This window comes from Streptomyces sp. W1SF4 (assembly GCF_003950035.1).
In the GTDB taxonomy this organism is placed as follows: domain Bacteria; phylum Actinomycetota; class Actinomycetes; order Streptomycetales; family Streptomycetaceae; genus Streptomyces; species Streptomyces racemochromogenes.
On record NZ_CP034350.1, the window covers coordinates 1,991,722 to 2,015,479 of the forward strand.

Annotated in this window: 19 protein-coding genes; 13 read left to right on the top strand and 6 right to left on the bottom strand. The window is 72.2% G+C overall.

What is annotated here, in order from left to right; genetic code table 11:
- Positions 1-81: 81 nt before the first annotated feature.
- Together D1J60_RS09350 and rpsA are read right to left on the bottom strand one after the other, a co-directional pair.
- Complete coding sequence (locus D1J60_RS09350) at positions 82-1,020, bottom strand: PAC2 family protein (protein ID WP_007263496.1); 939 nt, start codon at positions 1,018-1,020, stop codon at positions 82-84.
- A 228-nt stretch (positions 1,021-1,248) separates the two neighbouring features.
- A complete protein-coding gene (rpsA, locus tag D1J60_RS09355; protein WP_007263497.1) occupies positions 1,249-2,763 on the bottom strand; it encodes a 30S ribosomal protein S1 in 1,515 nt (504 codons plus the stop codon).
- A 408-nt stretch (positions 2,764-3,171) separates the two neighbouring features.
- Between rpsA and D1J60_RS09360 the strand changes: the two genes are divergently transcribed.
- Together D1J60_RS09360 and D1J60_RS09365 are read left to right on the top strand one after the other, a co-directional pair.
- The gene (locus D1J60_RS09360; RefSeq protein ID WP_125602784.1) at positions 3,172-4,002 is read left to right on the top strand and encodes a class I SAM-dependent methyltransferase; all 831 of its coding nucleotides are present in this window, start codon (positions 3,172-3,174) and stop codon (positions 4,000-4,002) included.
- Between the two features lie 62 nt (positions 4,003-4,064).
- Positions 4,065-6,875 (top strand): ATP-dependent helicase C-terminal domain-containing protein, encoded by a 2,811-nt coding sequence (locus D1J60_RS09365; protein WP_125823941.1) that lies wholly within the window; start codon positions 4,065-4,067, stop codon positions 6,873-6,875.
- On the opposite strand, the gene D1J60_RS09370 is transcribed toward D1J60_RS09365, so the two are convergent.
- Positions 6,862-7,833, bottom strand: a complete 972-nt coding sequence (locus D1J60_RS09370; RefSeq protein ID WP_125820791.1) for a DUF3068 domain-containing protein — start codon at positions 7,831-7,833, stop codon at positions 6,862-6,864. The two genes, D1J60_RS09365 and D1J60_RS09370, sit on opposite strands and share 14 nt — an antisense overlap.
- Positions 7,834-7,846: 13 nt before the next feature.
- Positions 7,847-7,987 carry an SPW_0924 family protein gene (locus D1J60_RS09375; RefSeq protein WP_125602786.1) on the bottom strand — a complete coding sequence of 47 codons (141 nt, stop codon included), beginning with the start codon at positions 7,985-7,987 and terminating at the stop codon, positions 7,847-7,849.
- A 128-nt stretch (positions 7,988-8,115) separates the two neighbouring features.
- On the opposite strand from D1J60_RS09375, the gene D1J60_RS09380 reads away from it, so the two are divergent.
- Complete coding sequence (locus D1J60_RS09380; RefSeq protein WP_125820792.1) at positions 8,116-8,511, top strand: DUF6234 family protein; 396 nt, start codon at positions 8,116-8,118, stop codon at positions 8,509-8,511.
- Positions 8,512-8,523: 12 nt separating this feature from the next.
- Here D1J60_RS09380 and D1J60_RS09385 read toward each other — a convergent pair whose 3' ends face one another.
- On the bottom strand, positions 8,524-9,795 hold the full coding sequence (locus D1J60_RS09385) for a lytic murein transglycosylase (protein ID WP_125820793.1): 1,272 nt from the start codon (positions 9,793-9,795) through the stop codon (positions 8,524-8,526).
- 147 nt (positions 9,796-9,942) lie between these two features.
- Between D1J60_RS09385 and D1J60_RS09390 the strand changes: the two genes are divergently transcribed.
- Complete coding sequence (locus tag D1J60_RS09390) at positions 9,943-10,803, top strand: DUF4184 family protein (RefSeq protein WP_125820794.1); 861 nt, start codon at positions 9,943-9,945, stop codon at positions 10,801-10,803.
- Positions 10,804-10,843: 40 nt separating this feature from the next.
- Here D1J60_RS09390 and polA read toward each other — a convergent pair whose 3' ends face one another.
- Complete coding sequence (polA, locus tag D1J60_RS09395) at positions 10,844-13,564, bottom strand: DNA polymerase I (protein ID WP_125820795.1); 2,721 nt, start codon at positions 13,562-13,564, stop codon at positions 10,844-10,846.
- A gap of 162 nt (positions 13,565-13,726) precedes the next feature.
- Here polA and D1J60_RS09400 point away from each other — a divergent pair, with 162 nt between their 5' ends.
- From D1J60_RS09400 to D1J60_RS09440, 9 genes are all read left to right on the top strand, one after another.
- The gene (locus tag D1J60_RS09400) at positions 13,727-15,997 is read left to right on the top strand and encodes an FdhF/YdeP family oxidoreductase (protein ID WP_125820796.1); all 2,271 of its coding nucleotides are present in this window, start codon (positions 13,727-13,729) and stop codon (positions 15,995-15,997) included.
- A 51-nt stretch (positions 15,998-16,048) separates the two neighbouring features.
- Positions 16,049-16,513 (top strand): hotdog fold thioesterase, encoded by a 465-nt coding sequence (locus D1J60_RS09405; protein ID WP_125605995.1) that lies wholly within the window; start codon positions 16,049-16,051, stop codon positions 16,511-16,513.
- Between the two features lie 56 nt (positions 16,514-16,569).
- The gene (locus D1J60_RS09410) at positions 16,570-17,004 is read left to right on the top strand and encodes a hypothetical protein (protein ID WP_125820797.1); all 435 of its coding nucleotides are present in this window, start codon (positions 16,570-16,572) and stop codon (positions 17,002-17,004) included.
- A 122-nt stretch (positions 17,005-17,126) separates the two neighbouring features.
- Positions 17,127-17,627: a Tat pathway signal sequence domain protein gene (locus D1J60_RS09415; protein WP_125820798.1), complete on the top strand. Its 501-nt coding sequence runs from the start codon at positions 17,127-17,129 to the stop codon at positions 17,625-17,627.
- A gap of 298 nt (positions 17,628-17,925) precedes the next feature.
- Positions 17,926-19,155: a branched-chain amino acid ABC transporter substrate-binding protein gene (locus D1J60_RS09420; protein ID WP_164720865.1), complete on the top strand. Its 1,230-nt coding sequence runs from the start codon at positions 17,926-17,928 to the stop codon at positions 19,153-19,155.
- A gap of 116 nt (positions 19,156-19,271) precedes the next feature.
- Positions 19,272-20,192, top strand: a complete 921-nt coding sequence (locus tag D1J60_RS09425) for a branched-chain amino acid ABC transporter permease (protein ID WP_125603304.1) — start codon at positions 19,272-19,274, stop codon at positions 20,190-20,192.
- Positions 20,193-20,197: 5 nt separating this feature from the next.
- Positions 20,198-22,015, top strand: coding sequence for a branched-chain amino acid ABC transporter permease (locus tag D1J60_RS09430; RefSeq protein WP_125820799.1), 1,818 nt, complete (start codon positions 20,198-20,200; stop codon positions 22,013-22,015).
- Positions 22,016-22,018: 3 nt separating this feature from the next.
- Positions 22,019-22,981: an ABC transporter ATP-binding protein gene (locus D1J60_RS09435; protein ID WP_125820800.1), complete on the top strand. Its 963-nt coding sequence runs from the start codon at positions 22,019-22,021 to the stop codon at positions 22,979-22,981.
- Positions 22,978-23,694, top strand: a complete 717-nt coding sequence (locus D1J60_RS09440; protein WP_007263512.1) for an ABC transporter ATP-binding protein — start codon at positions 22,978-22,980, stop codon at positions 23,692-23,694. The genes D1J60_RS09435 and D1J60_RS09440 overlap by 4 nt, the downstream gene beginning before the upstream one ends.
- The last annotated feature ends 64 nt before the right edge of the window (positions 23,695-23,758 follow it).

Here is a 23,758-nt window from a genome sequence, read left to right on the forward strand (position 1 = left end):
AGTACAAGGGCGCCCCGCCAACGCGCCGATACACGGCACCGGACAACGCGGGCTTAACCGGCAAGATCCGAAAGACACGGCCTAGCCCTCGCCCTCGCGCTCCGCCAGGAACCGCTCGAACTCGCGGCCGATCTCGTCCGCCGACGGGATCTCGGCCGGCTCGGCGATCATGTTGCCCCGGGTCTCGGCGCCGGCGGCGGCGTCGTACTGGTGCTCCAGGCCCTGGACGAGGCTGACGAGCTCCTCGTCGCCCTCGCGGATCTGCCGGTCGATCTCCGTCTGCGTGCGGTGCGCCTCGGTGCGCAGGGCGTGCGCGACGGCCGGCAGGACCAGCCCGGTGGCGGCCGTGATGGCCTCCAGGGCGGTCAGTGCCGCGTCGGGGTACGGGGAGCGGGCGACGTAGTGCGGGACGTGGGCGGCGACGCCGAGCACGTCGTGTCCGGCCTGGGCGAGGCGGAACTCGACCAGCGATTCCGCGCTGCCGGGCACCTGGGCCTCGTCGAAGGGGCTGCGGTGGCCGGGCATCAGGTCGGTCCGGTTGCCGTGCGGGGTGATGCCGACGGGCCGGGTGTGCGGGACGCCCATGGGGATCCCGTGGAAGTTGACCGAGAGGCGGACGCCGAGACGCTCCACGATCTGCCGGACGGCGACGGCGAAGCGCTCCCACTCGACGTCCGGCTCGGGGCCGGAGAGCAGCAGGAACGGAGCGCCGGTGGCGTCCTGGACCAGGCGCACCTCCAGGCGGGGCTCCTCGAACTCGGTCCAGTGGTCGCGCTGGAAGGTCAGCAGCGGGCGGCGGGCCCGGTAGTCCACCAGCCGGTCCGCGTCGAAGCGCGCGACCACCTGGTGGGGCAGGGTGTCGAGGAGGCGTTCGACGATCTGCTCGCCGGTCTCGCCCGCGTCGATGTACCCCTCGAAGTGGTACAGCATGACCAGTCCGGCCGAGTCCTGGGTGAGCGCCAGGTCCGCCACCGCCAGACCCTTGGCATCCCATTCGTACAGACCCTGTGGATCAAGCACTGTCACCACTCCTCCCTCGCGCCGTGTTCCCTGCGAAGAACGTCCGGGGCCGCGCGGCCATTCCCGCGCCGGCGGCATTAACACGAACGCAACGCGACGGAGGGCGGACACGCGGTGCCGACGTCGTCCGCCGTACCCCGCACCCGGGAACGCGGCGAGGCCCGCCCCCCGAAGGGGACGGGCCTCGTCGTTCAGCTCAGCTCACACCGGAGTGTGATCGCGCTGCGATCAGCTCTGGCCGCCGGCCAGCTTCTCGCGGAGCGCGGCCAGGGCCTCGTCCGACGCCAGGGCGCCGGAGGTCTCGTCCGCACCCTCGGAGGAGTACGAACCACCGGAGACGCCCGCACCGGCGTTGCCACCGGCGGCCGGGGCGGCAGCGCCCTCGGCGGCAGCGGCCTCGTCGGCCTCGCGGCTCTTGATGACCTGGGCCTGGTGCTGCTCGAAGCGGACCTGCGCCTCGGCGTACTGGCGCTCCCACGTCTCGCGCTGGGTCTCGTAGCCCTCGAGCCAGTCGTTGGTCTCGGGGTCGAAGCCCTCGGGGTAGATGTAGTTGCCCTGGTCGTCGTAGGACGCGGCCATGCCGTACAGGGTCGGGTCGAACTCGACCGACGCCGGGTCGGCACCGAAGGACTCGTTGGCCTGCTTGAGGGACAGCGAGATCCGGCGACGCTCGAGGTCGATGTCGATGACCTTGACGAAGATCTCGTCGTTGACCTGGACGACCTGCTCCGGGATCTCCACGTGGCGCTCGGCCAGCTCGGAGATGTGGACCAGACCCTCGATGCCCTCGTCCACGCGGACGAACGCACCGAACGGAACCAGCTTGGTGACCTTACCCGGGACGACCTGGCCGATCTGGTGGGTCCGGGCGAACTGCTGCCACGGGTCCTCCTGCGTCGCCTTCAGCGACAGGGAGACGCGCTCGCGGTCCATGTCCACGTCGAGGACCTCGACGGTGACTTCCTGACCGACCTCGACGACCTCGGACGGGTGGTCGATGTGCTTCCAGGACAGCTCGGAGACGTGGACGAGACCGTCGACGCCGCCCAGGTCCACGAAGGCACCGAAGTTGACGATCGAGGAGACGACGCCGGAGCGGACCTGACCCTTCTGCAGGGTGGTGAGGAACGTCTGGCGAACCTCGGACTGGGTCTGCTCGAGCCAGGCGCGGCGGGACAGGACCACGTTGTTGCGGTTCTTGTCCAGCTCGATGATCTTCGCCTCGAGCTCCTTGCCCACGTAGGGCTGGAGGTCGCGGACGCGGCGCATCTCGACGAGGGAGGCCGGCAGGAAGCCACGGAGGCCGATGTCGAGGATGAGACCACCCTTGACGACCTCGATGACGGTACCGGTGACGATGCCGTCTTCTTCCTTGATCTTCTCGATCGTGCCCCAGGCACGCTCGTACTGAGCGCGCTTCTTGGACAGGATCAGGCGGCCTTCCTTGTCCTCCTTCTGGAGAACCAGGGCCTCGATCTCGTCGCCGACCTTGACGACCTCGTTCGGGTCGACGTCGTGCTTGATCGAGAGCTCGCGGCTCGGGATCACGCCTTCGGTCTTGTAACCGATGTCGAGCAGGACCTCGTCCCGGTCGACCTTCACGATGACGCCGTCGACGATGTCGCCGTCGTTGAAGTACTTGATCGTCTCGTCGATCGCGGCCAGGAAGGCTTCCGCGTTACCGATGTCGTTGACCGCTACCTGCGGAGGGGTGGTGGCGGTGGTCTCGGTGCTGCTCGTCATGTGGGAAAGGGCTCCGGTTACGGACAGAAAGTCGTAGGTACTGCTACGCCGGGAGCCCTTATCGGCACCTGCCGAAGAAGCCGGACAGCCAAAGAAGCCCCAAGATCCCCTGAAAGGGGGAAGGGCCTCGAAAACCGAGGGGACATTCAACAGATGCAAGCGCAGCCTGCTAGGTCTGAGGAGCACAGGCTCGCAGCGCAACTTGTAGCATACGGGGGCAGCCGGACAGGGTCAATGCGCGAAGGCGCACACCGCGGGCAGATCACCGCATAACCGGCGCAATTCGTGGGCGGGGACGCGGCGATGAGCGCTCCGCACGAGTTTTTCCGGCCCACCCGGACGACCGCCGCGCCGCCGAGCCGGCACCGAGCACCACCGAGCCATCCGCAGACTACGACGACGGGCCCCATGAACCAAGAGGACTACGCCCCCGAAACCGACGCCGAGGACGACGCCGAGGCCACCCGGCGGGACGCCGGCGAGGCGGAGAGCAGCCGGGCCAGCCGCGGCTGGTGGGACCGCAACGCCGACGAGTACCAGAGCGAGCACGGCGCCTTCCTCGGCGACGACCGCTTCGTCTGGGGCCCCGAGGGCCTGGACGAGGCCGAGGCCGCGCTCCTGGGCCCCGCCGGCTCCCTCAGGGGCAAGGACGTCCTGGAGATCGGCGCCGGCGCCGCCCAGTGCTCGCGCTGGCTCGCCGCGCAGGGCGCCCGCCCGGTCGCCCTGGACCTCTCGCACCGCCAGCTCCAGCACGCCCTGCGCATCGGCGGTGACGTCCCGCTCGTCGAGGCCGACGCCGGCCGGCTGCCCTTCCGCGACGGCTCCTTCGACCTAGCCTGCTCCGCGTACGGGGCGGTCCCCTTCGTCGCCGACCCGGTGAACGTGATGCGCGAGGTGCGCCGCGTGCTGCGCCCCGGCGGCCGCTGGGTCTTCTCCGTGACCCACCCGATCCGCTGGGCCTTCCCCGACGAGCCGGGCGCCGAGGGGCTCTCCGTCTCCGCGTCCTACTTCGACCGGACCCCGTACGTCGAGCAGGACGAGCAGGGCCGCGCCGTCTACGTCGAGCACCACCGCACGGTCGGCGACCGGGTCCGCGACGTGGTCGCGGGCGGGTTCCGGCTGCTGGACCTGGTGGAGCCGGAGTGGCCGGAGTGGAACGGCCAGGAGTGGGGCGGCTGGTCCCCGCTGCGCGGCAACCTGATCCCCGGTACCGCGATCTTCGTGTGCGAGAGGGACTGATCCCTTTGACCGGGCAGACCGGGCAGAACGGGCAGGCTGGGGAGGCCGGGCGGACCGGGCGGATCCGGCAGGCCTCCGCGCCCCGCCGGGCCGCCCTCGACTCCCTCCCCGTACGGGAGGCCCTGCCCGCCCTCGTCTCGGCGCTGGACGGCCATGGCACCGCCGTGCTGTGCGCGCCGCCCGGCACCGGCAAGACCACCCTCGTGCCGCTCGTGCTCGCCGGGCTGGTGGGCGGCGGCCCGCGGCGCCGGGTGGTCGTCGCCGAGCCCCGGCGGATCGCCGCCCGGGCCGCGGCGCGGCGGATGGCGTGGCTGCTGGGCGAGGCCGTCGGCGGCTCGGTGGGCTTCACGGTGCGCGGTGAGCGCCTCGTGGGCCGGGACACGGCCGTGGAGGTGGTGACCACCGGGGTGCTGCTCCAGCGGCTCCAGCGCGACCAGGAGCTGGCCGGGGTGGACGTGGTGGTGCTGGACGAGTGCCACGAGCGGCACCTGGACGCCGACACGGTCGCCGCGTTCCTGCTGGACGTGCGCGCGACCCTGCGCCCGGAGCTGCGCCTGGTGGCGGCCTCGGCGACGACGGACGCGGCCGGCTGGGCCGGGCTGCTGGGGGACGCGCCGGTGGTGGAGGCCGCGGGGGTGGCGTTCCCGGTGGAGACGGTGTGGGCGCCGCCGGCCCGGCCGGTGCGGCCGCCGCACGGGATGAGGGTGGATCCGGCGCAGCTGGCGCACGTGGCCTCGGTGGTGCGGCGGGCGCTGGCGGAACGTTCCGGCGACGTGCTGTGCTTCCTGCCCGGCGTCGGGGAGATCGCCCGGGTGGCCGGGCAGCTGGCCGGGGTGGACGCGGAGGTGCTCCAGGTCCACGGCCGGGCGCCGGCCGCGGTGCAGGACGCGGCGCTGACCGCCTCGGAGCACCGCCGGGTGATCCTGTCGACGGCCGTCGCGGAGTCGAGCCTGACCGTGCCGGGCGTACGGGTGGTCGTGGACTCCGGGCTGGCCCGCGAGCCCCGGGTGGACCATGCCCGGGGGCTGGGCGCGCTGGCGACGGTACGCGCTTCCCGCGCGTCGGGCCGCCAGCGGGCGGGCCGGGCGGGGCGCGAGGCGCCGGGCGTGGTGTACCGGTGCTGGGCCGAGGCGGAGGACGTGCGCCTGCCGGCGTTCCCCGCGCCGGAGATCCGGATCGCGGACCTGGCGCCGTTCGCCCTCCAGGCGGCCTGCTGGGGCGACCCGGACGCGGCGGGGCTGGCGCTGCTGGACCCGCCGCCGGCCGGGGCGATGGCCGCGGCGCGGGAGGTGCTGGTGGCGGTGGGCGCCGTGGACGCGGCCGGGCGGCCGACCCCGCGCGGGCTGCGGATGGCCCGGCTGGGCCTGCACCCGCGGCTGGCGCGGGCCCTGCTGGACGGCTCGGCCGCACTGGGTGCCCGGCGGGCGGCGGAGGTGGTGGCCCTGCTGAGCGAGGAGCCTCCGCGGGAGTACGGGGACGACCTGGCTTCGGCCTGGCGCTCGGCGCGGCGCGGCGGTGACGCGTACGCGGCGCGCTGGCGCACGGAGACGACCCGCCTGGAACGCGCGGCGCGCCCCGCCGGTGCCGCGGGGGCCACGGCAGGTGACACCGGGTTCGCCGCCGCCGGTGCCGCGGGGGCCACGGCAGGTGACACCGGGTTCGCCGCCGCCGGTGCCGCGGGGGCCACGGCCGGTGCGCGGGGCCTCTCCCCCACCCCGCCCCTTCCCGAAACCGCTGCGCGGGCTGGATCGGCGCAGCCGAATCCGGCCCCGCCGGCGTGTGAGGCGCGGGGGTCCGGGGGCGGAGCCCCCGGAGGGGGTCCGGGCGCAGCCCGGGGAACGGGCGAAGGGCGGGTAGGGGACCTCGCCCCCGGCGGGCACCCCGCCACGGGTTCCGACGACCACGCCGCCGCGCTGGTCGCGGCCCTCGCGTTCCCCGAGCGGGTGGCGAAGGCCAAGGGCGCGGGGGCGTTCCTCATGGCCGGCGGGACCGCCGCCGAGGTCGGGGAGGGCTCCGCCCTGCGGCACGCGCCCTGGCTGGCGGTGGCCGTCGCCGACCGGGCCCCGCATTCCGCGTCCGCACGGGTCCGGCTGGCGGCGGTGCTCGACGAGGACACCGCCCGGGCGGCCGCCGCGCACCTGTTCACCGCCTCCGAGGAGGTGCGCTGGGAGGACGGCGACGTGGTCGCCCGCGCCGTCGAACGGCTCGGGGCGGTCGAGCTGGTCGCCCGGCCGCTGCGCGACCCGGCCCCGGAGCTGGTGCGGGCGGCCCTGCTGGAGGGGCTGCGCGCGGAGGGGCCGGGGCTGCTGCGCTGGTCACCGGACGCGCTGGCGCTGCGGGCCCGTCTCGGGTTCCTGCACCGCACGCTCGGCGGCGCCTGGCCGGACGTGTCGGACGACGCGGCGCTGCTGGAGCGGGCCGGGGACTGGCTGGAGCCCGAGCTGTCGCGTGCCCGCCGCCGCGCCGACCTGGGGCGGATCGACGCGGGGCAGGCCCTGAACCGGCTGCTGCCGTGGGCCACCGGCGAGGCGGCCCGGCTCGACGAGCTGGCGCCCGAGCGGATCGAGGTGCCCAGCGGGTCCCGGATCCGGGTGGACTACGCGGCCGAGCAGCCGGTGCTGGCGGTGAAGCTCCAGGAGCTGTTCGGGCTGGCCGAGACCCCGCGGGTCGCGGGGGTCCCCGTACTCGTGCACCTGCTGTCGCCGGCCGGGCGGCCCGCCGCCGTCACGGCGGACCTCGCCTCGTTCTGGCGGGGCGGCTACCGCGCCGTCCGGGCGGAGCTGCGCGGCCGCTATCCGAAGCACCCGTGGCCGCTGGACCCGGCGACGGCCGAGCCGACCCGGCACACCAACGCCCGGCTCAGGGGGCGCTGACCCCGGGGGCCCGGCGTCCCCGGGCCTCCAGCCAGAGGGCGGCGGCGAGCAGCGCCAGGCCGGTCAGGGCGAGTCCGGCCGGGGCGTAGGTGTGGAGGGCGAGGACCTTCGTACGGTTGGCGGCGACCAGGTCGAGGGTGTGCTTGGCGTAGTCCTCGCGCAGGGTGACGTGTCCGGCGAAGGCGGTCAGTCTGCCGTCGGGGGCTCCGGCGGCGATGCCGCCGCGCATCTCCTGCTGGATGTCCTGTTCGGCGTTGACGGGCGCGCCGGTGACGGGGTCGACCCAGAAGCGGGCCTTGACCGTGTACCAGAGGGTGGTGCCGGTGGTCTGTTCGATGGTGGCGGGGTCGATGCCCTCGATGGGCATCTTCTTGGGCATGGGGACCTTGGTCCAGGGGACGGTCTGCTCGAAGTAGTAGACGTCCATGCCGCGGTAGGTGCGCGGGCCGACGTAGTGGATCGGTGAGGAGGTGCGGGTCTGCGCGTCGAAGTAGAGGTAGTCGCGCGGCTCGGTGAAGAAGGGCCATTTGAACTCGATGCCCTCGCGCTTGACCGGGTCCCCGTCGACCATCTCGCCGGTGGCGTGCACCGGGTCCTGGGTGTGGGCGTCGAAGATGTAGCGCTCGGGGATCTGGGAGACCATCTTGCCGTCGGGGCCGATGATGTAGGAGAGGGTGTCCCAGACGACGACGTCCTTGCCGGCGTCGGCCTCGATCTCCCGGGACGCCTCGACGTTGCCCTTGAGGGTCTGGACGATGGTGACCTTGTCGACCTTCTTGGGCTGCATGCCGCCCGCGTAGTCGAGGAGGGTGGCGTCCTTGGCCTCCAGGACCATCTCCTGGTACTGGCTGGGCGGGATCTTGGCGAGCCGGGGGTACGCGTACCAGCGCAGCAGCGGTGCGAGGGCTGCGCAGAACACGGCCAGGGCAAGCAGTACGAGGCTCGCTCTGCGTCGCACGGCCGGGCCTCCTCTACTTTCCGGGCGCGGGGGGCGCGGTGGTGAGCAGCGGCCTGGGCGAGGTCTCGCCCTCCGGCACGCCGGCGGCGGTCACGGCGAGGACGAGGGCGAGCGCGGCGGCCAGCCCGACGGCGGCGGCGGCGAGTGCGCGCACGGCAGAGCCTCCGGGATCTGATGGGGCGTCAGGGAGGCGTACCGTAGCAACGCGGGGGTGAGATGAGAACCGTCGGGCTGAGTACGCGTACTCATGCCCGGGCCGCCCGCAGGCTGCAGGCTGCGGACATGAGTACGACGACGGCCGCCCCGGAGCGGCGCAGGGACCTGGGTGCCGACATCGCCGGGGCGGTGGGGCTCGTCATCGTCGAACTGGTCGCGCTCGCCGGCGTCTTCGTGGTGTGGGTGCTCACCGGACTGGACCTGGACCCGGTCACGGAACCCGAGCCGCACCCGGTGTGGGGGTACCTGGTGGCCGCCGGGGTGCTGGCCGCGCTGATGGCGCGGGTCGCGCTGCGGGCGTCGCGGCGGGGCGCGGGGGTGACGGCGGTGACCCAGAGCGTGATGGCGATGGCCACGGTGACGGCGATCGTCATGGGGGCGGCCTACCAGGTGCACGAGGACAGGCCGGCGCCGACGAGCCCGTGCCGGGATTCACCGTCGGCGCCGTGGTGCAACGGCTGAGCGGGGCTGACGCTAGGGCCTGGCCGGCGACTGGGTCGCGGCCGGGGTGGCGCTCGGGGTGGCACTCGGGGTGGCACTCGGGGAGGCCGACGGTCCGGTCTTCGGGGCAGTGACGGTCGGGGACGGCGTCGGCTTCGGGGTCGGGGTGGGCGTCGGGCTCGGCGTGGACGACGGCTTCGGGGTGGGGGTCGGGGTGGGCGTGGGGGTCGGCGTCGGCTTCGTCGACGGAGTCGGCGTCGGCGTCGGGGTGGGCGTGGGCTTCGGGGACGGGGTGGGCGTCGGGGACGGGGTCGGCGTGGGCTTCGGGGACGGGGTGGGCGTCGGCGTGGGCGTCGGCTTCGGGGACGGGGTGGGCGTCGGGGTCGGCTTCGGGTCCGACGGCCGGGGGCCCGCCGGGACGCCCGCGCCCGTGCCGCTGCCGCCCGCGTCCGGGACCTCGTGCGCGCCCTGGAGGTAGTACGTGAACCAGGACCGCACCGTCCGCAGGTACTCCCCGGACTGGTTGTACGACAGCACGGCCCGGTCCAGGCCGGACCCCGTCCGCAGGTCGCGGCCTCCCGCGCACAGGTAGCGCCCGGCCGCCAGCGCGGCGTCGTGGACGTTGTTCGGGTCGCGCCGCCCGTCGCCGTTCGCGTCCTGGCCCCAGGCCGCCCAGGTGGACGGGATGAACTGCATCGGCCCGACGGCCCGGTCGTAGCGGGTGTCGCCGTCGAAGGCCCCGCGGTCGGTGTCGGAGATGTTCGCGAAGCCGTTCCCGTCGAGCACCGGGCCGAGGATGGGCCGCAGGGTGGTCCCGGCGGCGTCCACCTGCCCGCCGCGCGCCTGCCCCGACTCGACCTTGCCGATCGCCGCGAGGAGTTGCCAGCGCAGCCCGCAGCCGGGGTCGTCCGCCGCCACCCGCTGCTCGGCCGCGCGGTACGCCGCGAGCACGCTCGCCGGTATCCCCTGCGCGCCCTCGGTCACCGGCCGGTCCGCCGCCGGCACCGCGGCCGGTGACGGCACGTCCGCGGCCTCCGGCTGCACGGGGGCGCCCGACTGCCCGTCCGGCAGGACCACCGCGGGTGGCTGGGGGCTTACGAGGGGCGGCAGTTCGGTGAAGTAGGAGGAGTCCCCGCCGGCGCCCGGGGCCGCCTGCCCGGCCGCCTCCTCGCCGGCCGCCGTGACGCGCTCCTCGTCTGCGCCCGCGGGGGCCTGGGACGCCGTCATGGCGGCGGCCACCAGAGCCGAGACCAGAGCCGCGGCCGCGCCCCTGCGCAGGCCGCGTCCGAATATCCGTGCCGACATGACGGGTCCCCTCCCCTAGACGTCCGCGTGACCCTACGTCAGCTCCCTTCACAGGACACGTGGTGCGCCGCGGAAATTCACCACATCCCCACGTTCCCTCGCAGCTCACGCATACTGTGCGGACCCCAAGCGCCCCGAGGAGCTCCCGTGCCGTTCACTCTCAGCCACGCGGCCGCCGTGCTTCCGGCCATACGCCGGGCCGGGCACGCCCGGGGGCCGCTGGTCGCCTCGGCGCTCGTCCTCGGGTCGTTCGCCCCGGACACCTTCTACTTCGCGGACGCGGTCGTGAACGGCGTGATGGGCTACGGGCACTTCGCGCACTCCCTGCCCGGAGTGGCCACCGTGGACGCCGCCTTGACCGCGCTCCTCGCGGCGTGCTGGCTGCTGCTGCGCGAGCCGCTCCTCGCGCTCCTGCCGCGGGGCGGCCGGGGCCGGGTGCACGCCTTCGTCCGGGGCGAGGACTGGCGGGGACGCCCGGCGGCCGCGCTCGCGCTGTGGTTCTACCTGTCGGCCGTGGCGGGCTCCCTCACCCACGTGGTGTGGGACAGCTTCACGCACCCGGGCCGCTGGGGGACGAACGCCCTGCCCTGGCTCGGGGATCCGCTCGCCTTCGGCCTGCCCCTCTACTCCTACGTCCAGTACGGCTCCTCGGCGGTGGCCGCCTGCCTGCTGCTCTGGTTCACCGTGACCGGCCTGCGGCGGCTGCCGGCCCGCCCGGCGCCCGCCTGCGTGCCCGTCCTCGGCCGCGGTGAGCTGTGGGCCGCCGCGGCCCTGATCGCCGGCTGCGCGGCCGTCGGGATCACCCTGCGGGTGGTCCGCTTCTACACCTTCTACGACCGGATCCGCAGCCCGCTCGACATCATCCCGACCGTCTGCTTTGGCGCGGGCGGCGGCCTCGCGGTCGGCCTGCTGCTGTACGGGGCGCTCGTGCGGCTGCGCCACCGCCGCGACGGGGACCGGCCCGGCCGACCGGCCCCGCACGAGCGGACGCCCGTCCCCACCGCCTGAGGCGGCGGGGGGACGGGCGTCCGGAGCGCGCGTACGGGGATCAGTGCGCGGCGGACTCCCAGTCGCCGCCGACGCCCACCGACACGTCCAGCGGGGCGCGCAGCTCGACGGCCGCCCCCATCTCGCGGCGCACCAGTTCCTCGACCCGCTCCCGCTCGCCGGGGGCGATCTCCAGGACGATTTCGTCGTGGACCTGGAGCAGCATCCGCGACTTCAGCCCGGCCTCGGCGAGGGCCCTGTCCACGCGCAGCATGGCCACCTTGACGATGTCGGCGGCGGTGCCCTGGATCGGGGCGTTCAGCGCCATCCGCTCGGCGGCCTCGCGGCGCTGGCGGTTGTCGCTGTTGAGGTCCGGCAGGTAGCGGCGGCGGCCGAAGACCGTCGCCGTGTAGCCGGTCGCGCGGGCCTCGTCCACCACGCGCTGGAGGTAGTCGCGGACGCCGCCGAACCGCTCGAAGAAGGTCTCCATCAGCCCGCGCGCCTCGGCCGGCTCGATGTTCAGCTGCTGTGCCAGGCCGAACGCGGACAGCCCGTACGCCAGCCCGTACGACATGGCCTTGATCTTGCGGCGCATCTCGGCGTCGACCTGGGAGCGCTCCACGCCGAACACCTGCGAGGCGACGGTGGTGTGCAGGTCCTCGCCGGACAGGAACGCCTCGATCAGGCCCTCGTCCTCGGAGAGGTGGGCCATGACGCGCAGCTCGATCTGGCTGTAGTCGGCGGTCATCAGGGACTCGTAGCCCTCGCCGACGACGAAGCCGCGGCGGATGGCGCGGCCCTCGTCGGTGCGCACCGGCACGTTCTGCAGGTTGGGGTCGGTGGAGGAGAGCCGGCCGGTGGCCGCCGTGGTCTGGCTGAAGCTGGTGTGCACCCGGCCGTCGGCGGCGATCGACTTGACCAGGCCCTCGACGGTCACCCGCAGCTTGGCCTGCTCGCGGTGCCGCAGCATGATCACCGGCAGTTCGTGGTCGGTCTGCGTGGCCAGCCAGGCCAGCGCGTCCGCGTCCGTGGTGTAGCCGGTCTTGGTCTTCTTCGTCTTCGGCAGGTCCAGCTCGCCGAAGAACACCTCCTGGAGCTGCTTGGGCGAACCGAGGTTGAACTCGTGGCCGACCGCCGCGTGCGCCTCCTTGACCGCCTGCTGCACGGCGCCCGCGAACTGCTGCTCCATGCCCTCCATGTGGTCGCGGTCGGCGGCGATGCCGGCCCGCTCCAGGCGCGCCAGCAGCTCGGAGGTGGGCAGCTCCATCTCGTGGAGCAGCTCGACCGCGCCGACCTCGGGCAGCTTGGCCGTGAAGGCGTCGCCGAGGTCCAGGACGGCGCGGGCCTGTGCCATCAGGGCGTCGGCCTCGGCGGTGTCGTCGGCGCCGAAGGCGAGCTGGCCGTCGGCGGCCGGGGGCTGGAGCTCGCGGCCCAGGTACTCCACGGACAGCACGTCCAGCGCGAAGGAGCGCCGGCCCGGCTTGACGAGGTAGGCGGCGAGCGCGGTGTCCATGGTGACGCCGGCCAGGGTCCAGCCGTGCTCGGGGAAGACCCGCATCAGGCCCTTGGCGTTGTGCACCACCTTGGGGCGGGCCGCGTCGGCGGCCCAGGCGGCGAAGGCCCGCTCGTCGGCCTCGTCGAGCGCGGACGGCTCGAACCAGGCGGCCGCGCCGCCCGCCGAGGCCAGCGCGATCTCGCTGACGTTGCCCGTGCCCAGCATCCAGCTGTCGACGGTGGACACGCCCAGCGGTCCGCCCGCGTGCTCCTGGAGCCACGGCGCGAGCTCGCCCGCGCCCAGCACCGAGCCGTCCAGCTCCACGCCGGCCGCCGGGGCGGGGGCCTCCACCTCGGCAGCGCCCGGGTCCACGGCCAGCAGCCGCTCGCGCAGGGAGGCGTTGCGGATCTCCAGCACGTCCAGCACGCCGGTGACGGCGGAGCGGTCGTACGGGGCGCGGGCCAGGTCGGCCGGGGTCTTGGGCAGCTCCACGTCCTTGACCATCTCGGTCAGGACGCGGTTGAGCTTCACGGCCTCCAGGTGGTCGCGGAAGTTCTGCCCGGCCTTGCCCTTGACCTCGTCGGCCCGCTCCACCAGCTCCGCGAACGACCCGAACTGGGTGATCCACTTCGCGGCGGTCTTCTCGCCCACGCCCGGGATGCCCGGCAGGTTGTCCGACGGGTCGCCGCGCAGCGCCGCGAAGTCCGGGTACTGCTGCGGGGTGAGGCCGTACTTCTCCTCGACCTTTTCCGGCGTGAACCGGGTCAGCTCGGAGACGCCCTTCGTCGGGTACAGCACCGTGGTGTGCTCGGAGACCAGCTGGAAGGAGTCGCGGTCGCCCGTGACGATCAGGACGTCGAAGCCGAGGGCCTCCGCCTGCGTCGCCAGCGTCGCGATCACGTCGTCGGCCTCAAAGCCGTCCACCGCGAACCGCGGCACCTTCATCGCGTCGAGCAGCTCGCCGATCAGCTCGACCTGCCCCTTGAACTCGTCCGGGGTCTTCGAACGGTTCGCCTTGTACTCGGGGAACTCCGTCGTGCGCCACGTCTTGCGGGACACGTCGAACGCCACCGCGAAGTGCGTGGGGGCCTCGTCGCGCAGCGTGTTCGCCAGCATCGACGCGAAGCCGTAGATGGCATTGGTCGGCTGGCCCGTGGCCGTGGTGAAGTTCTCCGCGGGCAGCGCGAAGAACGCCCGGTAGGCCAGGGAGTGCCCGTCCATGAGCATCAGGCGGGGGCGGTCCGCTGCGGTCGGCTGGTCGGTCTTCTTCGATGCTGTCTCTGCCACGCCCCCGATCCTAGGGCTCCCCGCTGACAATTCCGGCGCGGGCGCCCGCCGCGGGCCCGGGGCTGCGCCGGACCGCCCTCCCCACCCGCTCCGCGGCCGTGCAAGGATCGGAAGACGCGGCAGGACCTGCTGCACCCGTACGCACGCTCGAAGGAGAGCGCGATGGCGACCAAGCCGCCCACAGGTGACCCGGTACAGGACGCACCGCACGTCACGCCGCCCCAGCACGCCGCCGCGGGGCTCCCCGCCATCGCGCACACCCTGAAGATCGCGAACGAGCAGATGGGCCTGGCGCGCACCGCGCGGACCCTGCTCAAGGTCAACCAGAAGGACGGCTTCGACTGCCCCGGCTGCGCCTGGCCCGAGGGGGACAAGCGGCACACCGCCGAGTTCTGCGAGAACGGCGCCAAGGCCGTCGCCGAAGAGGCCACGCTGCGCCGCGTCACCCCGGACTTCTTCGCCGCCCACCCGCTGCCCGAGCTCGCCGCCCGCAGCGGCTACTGGCTCGGCCAGCAGGGCCGCATCACGCAGCCGATGTACCTGCCGGAGGGCGCCGACCGGTACGAGCCCGTCAGCTGGAAGAAGGCCTTCGCGATCATCGCGGAGGAGCTCGGCGCCCTCTCCTCGCCCGACGAGGCCCTCTTCTACACCTCCGGCCGCACCAGCAACGAGGCCGCGTTCCTCTTCCAGCTGTTCGCCCGCGAATTCGGCACCAACAACCTGCCGGACTGCTCCAACATGTGCCACGAGTCCTCCGGCTCCGCACTGAGCGAGACCATCGGCATCGGCAAGGGCAGCGTCTCCCTCGAAGACCTCCACCGCGCCGACCTGATCATCGTCGCCGGACAGAACCCGGGCACCAACCACCCCCGCATGCTCTCCGCGCTGGAGAAGGCCAAGGAAGCCGGCGCGAAGATCATCTCGGTGAACCCGCTGCCCGAGGCCGGCATGGAGCGGTTCAAGAACCCCCAGACCCCCCTGGGCATGCTCAAGGGCACCCCCCTCAACGACCTCTTCCTGCAGATCCGCATCGGCGGCGACCAGGCCCTCTTCCGCCTCCTCAACAAGCTCGTCATCGAGACGGACGGCGCCCTCGACGAGGACTTCATCCGCGAGCACACCCACGGCTACGAGGCCCTCGCCACCGCCGCCAAGGACGCGGACTGGGACGAGACCCTCACCGCCACCGGCCTCACCCGCCCCGAGATCGAACGCGCCCTCGCCATGATCCTGGCCTCGGAGCGCACCATCATCTGCTGGGCCATGGGCCTCACCCAGCACAAGCACTCCGTCGCCACCATCCGCGAGGTCGTCAACCTCCTCCTGCTCCGTGGCAACATCGGCCGCCCCGGCGCCGGCGTCTGCCCCGTCCGCGGCCACTCCAACGTCCAGGGCGACCGCACCATGGGGATCTTCGAACGCCCCGCCCCCGCCTTCCTCGACGCCCTCGACGAGGAATTCGGCATCACCTCGCCCCGCACCCACGGCTACGACGTGGTCCGCTCCATCGAGGCCCTGCGCGACGGCCGGGCCAAGGTCCTCTTCGCCATGGGCGGCAACTTCGTCGCCGCCACCCCCGACACCGACGTCACCGAGGCCGCGATCCGCCGCGCCTCCCTCACCGTCCACGTCTCCACCAAGCTCAACCGCTCCCACGCGGTCACCGGCCGGCGCGCCCTGATCCTGCCCACCCTCGGCCGCACCGACAAGGACGTCCAGAAGAGCGGCCGCCAGTTCGTCACCGTCGAGGACTCCATGGGCATGGTCCACGCCTCCCGCGGCAACCTCGCCCCCGCCTCCCCCCACCTCCTCTCCGAACCGGCCATCGTCGCCCGCATGGCCCGCGCCGTCCTCGGCACCGCATCCCAGACCCCCTGGGAGGAGTTCGAGAACGACTACGCGGCCATCCGCGACCGCATCGCCCGCGTCGTCCCCGGCTTCGAGGACTTCAACGCCCGCGCCGCCCGCCCCGAGGGCTTCCGGCTCCCCCACGGCCCCCGCGACGAACGCCGCTTCCCCACCAAGACCGGCAAGGCCAACTTCACCGCCGCCCCCGTCGAGTACCCCCGGGTGCCCGCCGGCCGGCTCCTCCTGCAGACCCTGCGCAGCCACGACCAGTACAACACCACCATCTACGGCCTCGACGACCGCTACCGCGGCATCACCGGCGGCCGCCGCGTCGTCATGGTCAACCCCCAGGACGCCGCCGAGCTCGGCCTCGCCGACGGCTCCTACACCGACCTCGTCGGCGAGTGGAAGGACGGCGTCGAACGCCGCGCCCCCGGCTTCCGCGTCGTCCACTACCCCACCGCACGCGGCTGCGCCGCCGCCTACTACCCGGAGACCAACGTCCTGGTCCCCCTGGACTCCACCGCCGACACCAGCAACACCCCCGCCAGCAAGTCCGTCGTCGTCCGCTTCGAACCGGCCTGATAGAACGAGCCCAGACACTGGTTAACGATCGTTGACGAACGGAGCAGCCCCATGGCCGCCGAGCAGCAGCACGCCGTGAAGTTCCCCCAGGAAGTCCTCGACGAGTACGCCGCCCTGGGCATAGACCTCCCCGCCCTCTTCTCGGCGGGCGCCCTCGGACAGCGCATGGAGATCCAGATCCTGGAGGCCTCCGCCGAACGCGTCGTCGCCACCATGCCCGTCAAGGGCAACACCCAGCCCTACGGACTCCTGCACGGCGGCGCCTCCGCCGTGCTCGCCGAGACCCTCGGCTCCGTCGGCGCCATGATGCACGGCGGCAGCAAGAAGATCGCCGTCGGCGTCGACCTCAACTGCACCCACCACCGCGGCGTCCGCGACGGCCACGTCACCGGCACCGCCACCCCCGTCCACCGCGGCCGCTCCACCGCCACCTACGAGATCGTCATCACCGACGAGCAGGACCGCCGCGTCTGCACCGCCCGCCTCACCTGCCTGCTGCGCGACACGGACTCTTAACACCCCGGCCGGTACGAGCCGTTGTGCCGCCCGCGGCGCCGGTCTAGCGTTCCCGCATGGGATCCGGACCGGCGCCGCGCGGCGTCACGGCCGCACGCGGGACGACGGCGCTCCTCGCCGCCGGCCTCACCACGGCCACCCTGACCGTCACCCTGCTGTCGGGCTGCGCCGGCCCCACCCGCGCGCCCCACACCGCCCCCGCCCCGCGCACCACCCCGCCCCGGGCCCTGTGCGCCGCCCTCGTCACCCACTGGGCAGGGGTCGTCCTCGACGCCGCAGCGGACGAGGACGCCGTCGGCCTCGACTACCAGTCCATGGGCCTGTCCGGCGACCAGAACGAGATCCTGCGCGCCGTCCTCGAAGCCGCCCGCGCCGGGCAGCGCGCCGGCGGCAGCGCCGCGGCAGTCCGCGAGGGCGCCGCCCGCGACGCCGAAGCCCGCTGTGCCGAGCACCACCGCTCGGGCACCCCCACCGGCGGGCCCTGGCAGTGAGCGCCGGCATCGGCCCGGTGGAGCCCGGGGAAGGCACCGAGGACGGACACGGGCCGCGCAGGGGTCCCCGTACGCCCGGCGCGGACTGGATCCGCTCCCGCTACGCCCGCCACCGCAGGGCCGTGCTGAGCGTCGCGTCGGCCGCCGTACTGGCCGCGGCCGCCGCCCGCATCTACGCCACGCGCCCGGAGCCGCCCCGCCCGCAGGCCCCGCCCGCCCCCTCCCAGGCGCTCTCCCTCACGTACGCGGGGCCCGTGGAGCCTGCTCCGGACGGCGCCGCGTTCGCCTTCACTGTGCGTGTGCGGACGGCGGTCGGGCCGGCCGTCACGGTGGAGCGGATCGGCCAGCCCTCTCAGGCCCTCGGCGTGACGATCCGGCCATCCCTTCCGGCCACGGTCCGGGCGGGGGAAGTCCGTGAGCTCCTCGTCCTCATTCAGGCAAAAGACTGCGTGCATGTAGCACGGAATTCGGGTCTTCCTTTCCTGGAAGTGACCCTGAGTAATGGATTCCAGAAAGAGGATCACAGTTACATCCCCGGTGACCGATATGCCGGGGATCTTTCCGTCGCGCTGACCAGGGCCTGTCCCGAAGCCCGAGATGCGGCCACCCCCGGACCGTCATGAGCAAAAACCCCCAGAGTCCTGGCCTGTCAGGACTCAAACCGCTCGATGGTCCTGCCCCGTCTCAGGATGCGGACAAGACGAACCGGCCTGAATTCCCCCGTTCCACCCGCCGTGAACCGCTATGTATTACGCCGTGGCATAACAAGAGAGTCACATCATTGGCCTCAGCCCTCCATAACCGCCGATGAGCCGCCTAGAGTCACGGCCAGTTACCGCGACCGCCGGATTTCTTCAGTTCGGTCCCCGCGTTCGACTCGACGCGTCCCACGGGGGACGCGGCGCCAGGAAAGGACTGATCGTGCGTTCTCGTCAGCTCATCGCCGTGACCGCCGCCCTCGCCGCGGGCGCTCTCACTCTCACCGCCTGCGGCTCGCGCGACGACAAGGGCGGAGCCGCCGACGCCGGCGGCACCACCGTCGTCATCGGCGTCGACGCCCCGCTGACGGGCGACCTCTCCGCCCTCGGCCTCGGCATCAAGAACTCCGCGGACCTCGCCGCCAAGCAGGCCAACGAGAAGAAGTACGTCAAGGGCGTCACCTTCAAGATCCAGGCCCTCGACGACCAGGCGCAGGCCTCCTCCGGCCAGCAGAACGCCACCAAGCTCACCGCCGACAAGAACGTCCTCGGCGTCGTCGGCCCCCTCAACTCCTCCGTCTCCGAAGCCATGCAGAAGGTCTTCGACGACGCGAAGCTGGCCCAGATCTCCCCGGCCAACACCAGCCCGTCGCTGACCCAGGGCCCGAAGTGGAACGAGGGCGTCAAGAACCGCACCTACAAGAGCTACTTCCGCACCGCCACCACGGACGCCATCCAGGGCCCGTTCGCGGCGCAGTACCTCTTCAACAAGGCGGGCAAGAAGAAGGTCTTCATCATCGATGACAAGAAGACCTACGGCTCCGGCCTCGCCGGCACCTTCAAGGGCGAGTTCACCAAGCTCGGCGGCCAGGTCGCCGGCGAGGGCCACATCGACCCCGAGTCGAAGGACTTCTCGGCCATCGTCACCCAGGTGAAGTCCTCGGGCGCCGACGTCGTCTACTACGGCGGCGAGTACCCCGCGGCCGGCCCGCTCAGCAAGCAGATCAAGGCCTCCGGCACCAACATCCCCCTCGTCGGCGGCGACGGCATCTACGACAAGAAGTACGTCGAGCTCGCGGGTGAGGGCGCCACCGGCGACCTCGCCACCTCCGTCGGCGCGCCCGTCGAGAGCCTGCCGTCCGCCAAGGAGTTCGTCGACAACTACAAGAAGGCCGGCTACAAGGACCCGTTCGCGGCCTACGGCGGCTACTCCTACGACTCCGCCTGGTCCATCATCGAGGCCGTCAAGAAGGTCGTCGACGACAACGGCGGCAAGCTGCCCGCCGACGCCCGCGCCAAGGTCCTCGCCGCCGTCCAGAACGTCTCCTTCGAAGGCGTGACCGGCAAGGTCTCCTTCGACGAGTTCGGCGACGCCACCAACAAGCAGCTCACCGTCTACAAGGTCGAAGGCGGCGACTGGAAGTCCGTCGAGTCCGGCACCTACGGCGGCTGACCTCCACCGGCTGGCCCCCTGAACCGCCAGCCCCTCACCCCTCACCTGCCGCGCGGGGCGCGCAACAATGCGCCCCGCGCGGTGTCACATCCGTCGAAAGACTCGGAGGACCTGCGGTGCACGAACTGCCGCAACAGCTGGTCAACGGCCTGCTACTGGGATCCATGTACGGGCTCGTCGCCATCGGCTACACGATGGTCTATGGCATCGTCCAGCTCATCAACTTCGCCCACGGCGAGATCTTCATGATCGGAGGGTTCGGCGCCTTCTGGGTCTGGACGGCTCTCCCCGGCGGCACCACCATGTGGGTCGCCCTCCCCCTCATGATCATAGGCGCGATCATCGTCGCCACCCTCGTCGCCGTCGGCGCGGAACGCTTCGCCTACCGGCCCCTGCGCAACGCCCCACGGCTCGCGCCGCTCATCACCGCCATCGGCCTCTCCATCGTCCTCCAGCAGGCGGTCTGGGCCTGGTACCCCTCCTCCGTGGTCTTCCCCGAGATCTCCGGCGGCCCCTTCCACCTCGGCAGCATCACCATCCAGACCGGTGACGTCTTCCTCCTGATCGCCGCCCCGCTCTCCATGGCCTTCCTCGGCTTCTTCGTCAAGAAGACCCGCAGCGGCCGCGGCATGCAGGCGACCGCCCAGGACCCCGACACCGCCAAGCTCATGGGCATCAACACCGACCGCATCATCATGATGGCCTTCGCCCTCGGTGCCGCCTTCGCCGCCATCGGAGCCGTCGCCTACGGCCTCAAGTACGGCGAGGTCAACTTCAAGATGGGCTTCCTGCTCGGCCTCAAGGCCTTCACCGCCGCCGTCCTCGGCGGCATCGGGAACATCTACGGCGCCATGATCGGCGGCATCGTCCTCGGCCTCGCCGAAACCCTGACCACCGCCTACATCGCCGACGTACCGGGCATGCAGCAGCTCGGCGGCCAGTCCTGGGGCAACACCTGGGCGTTCGTACTCCTCATCCTCGTGCTCCTCTTCCGGCCCCAGGGCCTGATGGGCGAGCGCGTGGCGGACAGGGCGTGAGAACCATGACGACCACCATCACAGACAACACGCCGCAGGCCGAGCCCACCGGCCGCCGGGGAATCGTCTTCCCCGAGAAGACCGCCCGGGCCGTGGCCACCGCCGGCGGCGCCCTCACGGTCATCAGCTGCTTCCTCGCCTGGACCTGGACCTCCGCCTTCCCCGGCGACCTCACCGTCTACGGGTACCCGGGCGGCCTCCAGTGGCTCGTCCTCGTCGGCGGCGCCCTCACCGCGCTCTTCGGCCTCAGCTCCTACGGCATCAAGGGCCTCCAGTGGATCGCCCCCGCCGGAACCGACGCCGCCATCAAGCTCTGCGCCCTCGGCACCTTCCTCACCGTGGCCTACACCGCCTGGGCGATCAGTAACACCCTCGGCGGCCTCGTCAACCTGGAACCCGGCGGCTTCATCGCCCTCGCCACCGCGCTCGTCGCCTGGCTCGGCGCCCGCTCCCTGCCCTTCGAGCGTCCCGTGACCGAACTCGCGGACCCCGAAGACACCTGGTGGGAGCAGACCAAGCACAACATCGGCAACAGCTGGGCCGTCACCAAGGCCGCCCACGCCGGCGGCACCCCCAAGCCGGCCCGCGCCCTCCCGGCCTACGCCGAGATCCTGATCATCACCGCGGTGCTCGCCGTCGCCCTCGGCGTCTTCACCTACGGCGTCACCACCCCGTACCAGGAACTCTTCATCGGCTTCCTGATCACCGCCGGCTTCGGCTTCACCGCCCTCAACAAGGCCGGCCTGGTCGCCCGCTTCACCACCCTCACCAACAAGCACCGCAACGTCGCCCTCGTCGGCGCCTTCGTCGCGGCCGCCGCCTTCCCCCTCACCCAGACCGACGACCAGTACGCGACCCTCGGCGTCAACATCCTCATCTTCGCCACCGTCGCCCTCGGCCTGAACATCGTCGTCGGCCTCACCGGCCTCCTCGACCTCGGCTACGTCGCCTTCCTCGGCGTCGGCGCCTACACCGCGGCCCTGGTCTCCGGCAGCCCCAACTCCCCCTTCGGCGTGCACCTGCCCTTCTGGGCCGCACTCCTCGTCGGCGCCCTCGCCTCCATGGTCTTCGGCGTCCTCATCGGCGCCCCGACCCTGCGCCTGCGCGGCGACTACCTCGCCATCGTCACCCTCGGCTTCGGAGAGATCTTCCGGATCTCGATGAACAACCTCGACGGCGTGAGCGGACCCGACCTCACCAACGGCCCCAACGGCGTCGCCAACATCCCCAACGTCAACCTCTTCGGGTTCGACTTCGGCGCCAGCCACAGCATCGCCGGATTCACCATCGGCCGCTTCGCCAACTACTTCCTGCTGATGCTCCTGGTCACCCTCATCGTGATCATGGTCTTCCGCCGCAGCGCCGAATCCCGCATCGGCCGCGCCTGGGTCGCCATCCGCGAAGACGAGACCGCCGCCGAAGCCATGGGCATCAACGGCTTCCGCGTCAAGCTCATCGCCTTCGCCCTCGGCGCCACCCTCGCCGGCCTCGCCGGCGCCGTACAGGCCCACGTGAACTACACCGTCACCCCGGACCAGTACGTCTTCGCCAACGCCGTCCCCCCGAACTCCGCCTTCCTCCTCGCGGCAGTCGTACTCGGCGGCATGGGCACCATCTCCGGCCCCCTCGTCGGCGGCGCCCTCCTCTTCATGATCCCCAACAAGCTCCAGTTCCTGGGCGAGTACCAGCTCCTCGTCTTCGGCATCGCACTCGTCATCCTGATGCGCCTGCGCCCCGAAGGCCTCATCCCCAACCGGCGCAACCAGCTCGAACTCCACAAGGACCTCGAAGCGCCCACAGTCCTCGGCAAGGCAGGGGCCTGATCCATGACCACCACCACGACCGAAACGGCCACCGGCGAGACCGTCCTCGACGCCCGTGGCGTCACGATGCGCTTCGGCGGCCTCACCGCCGTCAAGAACGTCGACCTCACCGTCCGCAGCGGCGAGATCGTCGGCCTCATCGGCCCCAACGGCGCCGGCAAGACCACCTTCTTCAACTGCCTCACCGGCCTCTACATCCCCACCGAGGGCGAAGTCCGGTACAAGGGCACGGTCCTGCCCCCCAAGTCCTTCAAGGTCACCGCGGCCGGCATCGCCCGCACCTTCCAGAACATCCGTCTCTTCAACAACATGACGGTCCTGGAAAACGTCCTCGTCGGACGCCACACCCGCACCAAGGAGGGCCTCTGGTCCGCCCTCCTGCGCCTGCCCGGCTTCGGCCGGGAGGAGCAGGCCAGCCGCGAGCGCGCCATGGAACTCCTGGAGTTCATCGGCCTCGACCACAAGGCCGAACACCTCGCCCGCAACCTCCCCTACGGCGAGCAGCGCAAGCTGGAGATCGCCCGCGCCCTCGCCAGCGACCCGGGCCTCATCCTCCTGGACGAGCCCACCGCCGGCATGAACCCGCAGGAGACCCGGGCCGCCGAAGAACTCATCTTCGCCATCCGGGACAAGGGCATCGCCGTCCTCGTCATCGAGCACGACATGCGCTTCATCTTCAACCTCTGCGACCGCGTCGCCTGCCTCGTCCAGGGCGAGAAGCTCATCGAGGGCAGCGCCGCCGAGGTCCAGGGCGACGAGCGCGTCGTCGCCGCCTACCTCGGCGAGCCCTTCGAAGGCGCCCCCGGCGCCGAGGAGGTCGCCGAAGTGGAGGCCGCCGAGGAAGCCGCCGAAGCCGAGGTCGTGGCCGAGGCCGAAGCCGTGGTGGAAGCCGCGGAGAACGACGCCGCGGAGAACGACGCCGCTGACGCGGACAGCACCACCAGCACGGACGGAGAAGCCAAGTGACCGCACTCCTGGAGGTCGAGGACCTCCGCGTCGCCTACGGCAAGATCGAAGCCGTCAAGGGCATCTCCTTCAGCGTCAACGAGGGCGAGATCGTCACCCTCATCGGCACCAACGGCGCCGGCAAGACCACCACCCTGCGCACCCTCTCCGGCCTGATCAAGCCCAAGGGCGGCCAGATCAAGTTCCAGGGCAAGTCGCTGAAGAAGGTCCCGGCGCACGACATCGTCTCGCTCGGACTCGCCCACTCCCCCGAGGGGCGGCACATCTTCCCGCGCATGACGATCGAGGACAACCTCCTCCTCGGCGCCTTCCTCCGCAACGACAAGGAAGGCATCCAGAAGGACGTCCAGCGCGCCTACGACCTCTTCCCGATCCTGGGAGAGCGCCGCAAGCAGGCCGCCGGCACCCTCTCGGGCGGCGAGCAGCAGATGCTGGCCATGGGCCGCGCGCTCATGTCGCAGCCGAAGCTGCTGATGCTGGACGAGCCCTCGATGGGCCTGTCGCCGCTCATGATGCAGAAGATCATGGCGACCATCTCCGAGCTCAAGGCGGCCGGCACCACGATCCTGCTGGTCGAGCAGAACGCCCAGGCCGCGCTGTCGCTGGCCGACCAGGGCCACGTCATGGAGATCGGCAAGATCGTCCTGTCGGGCCCGGGCCGCGAGCTCCTCGTCAACGAGGACGTCCGCAAGGCCTACCTCGGCGAGGACTAGTCCGCGCCGGCTCCGCGAAGCCGTGAGGCCCGTCTCCCCTCGGGGGGAGACGGGCCTCACGCGT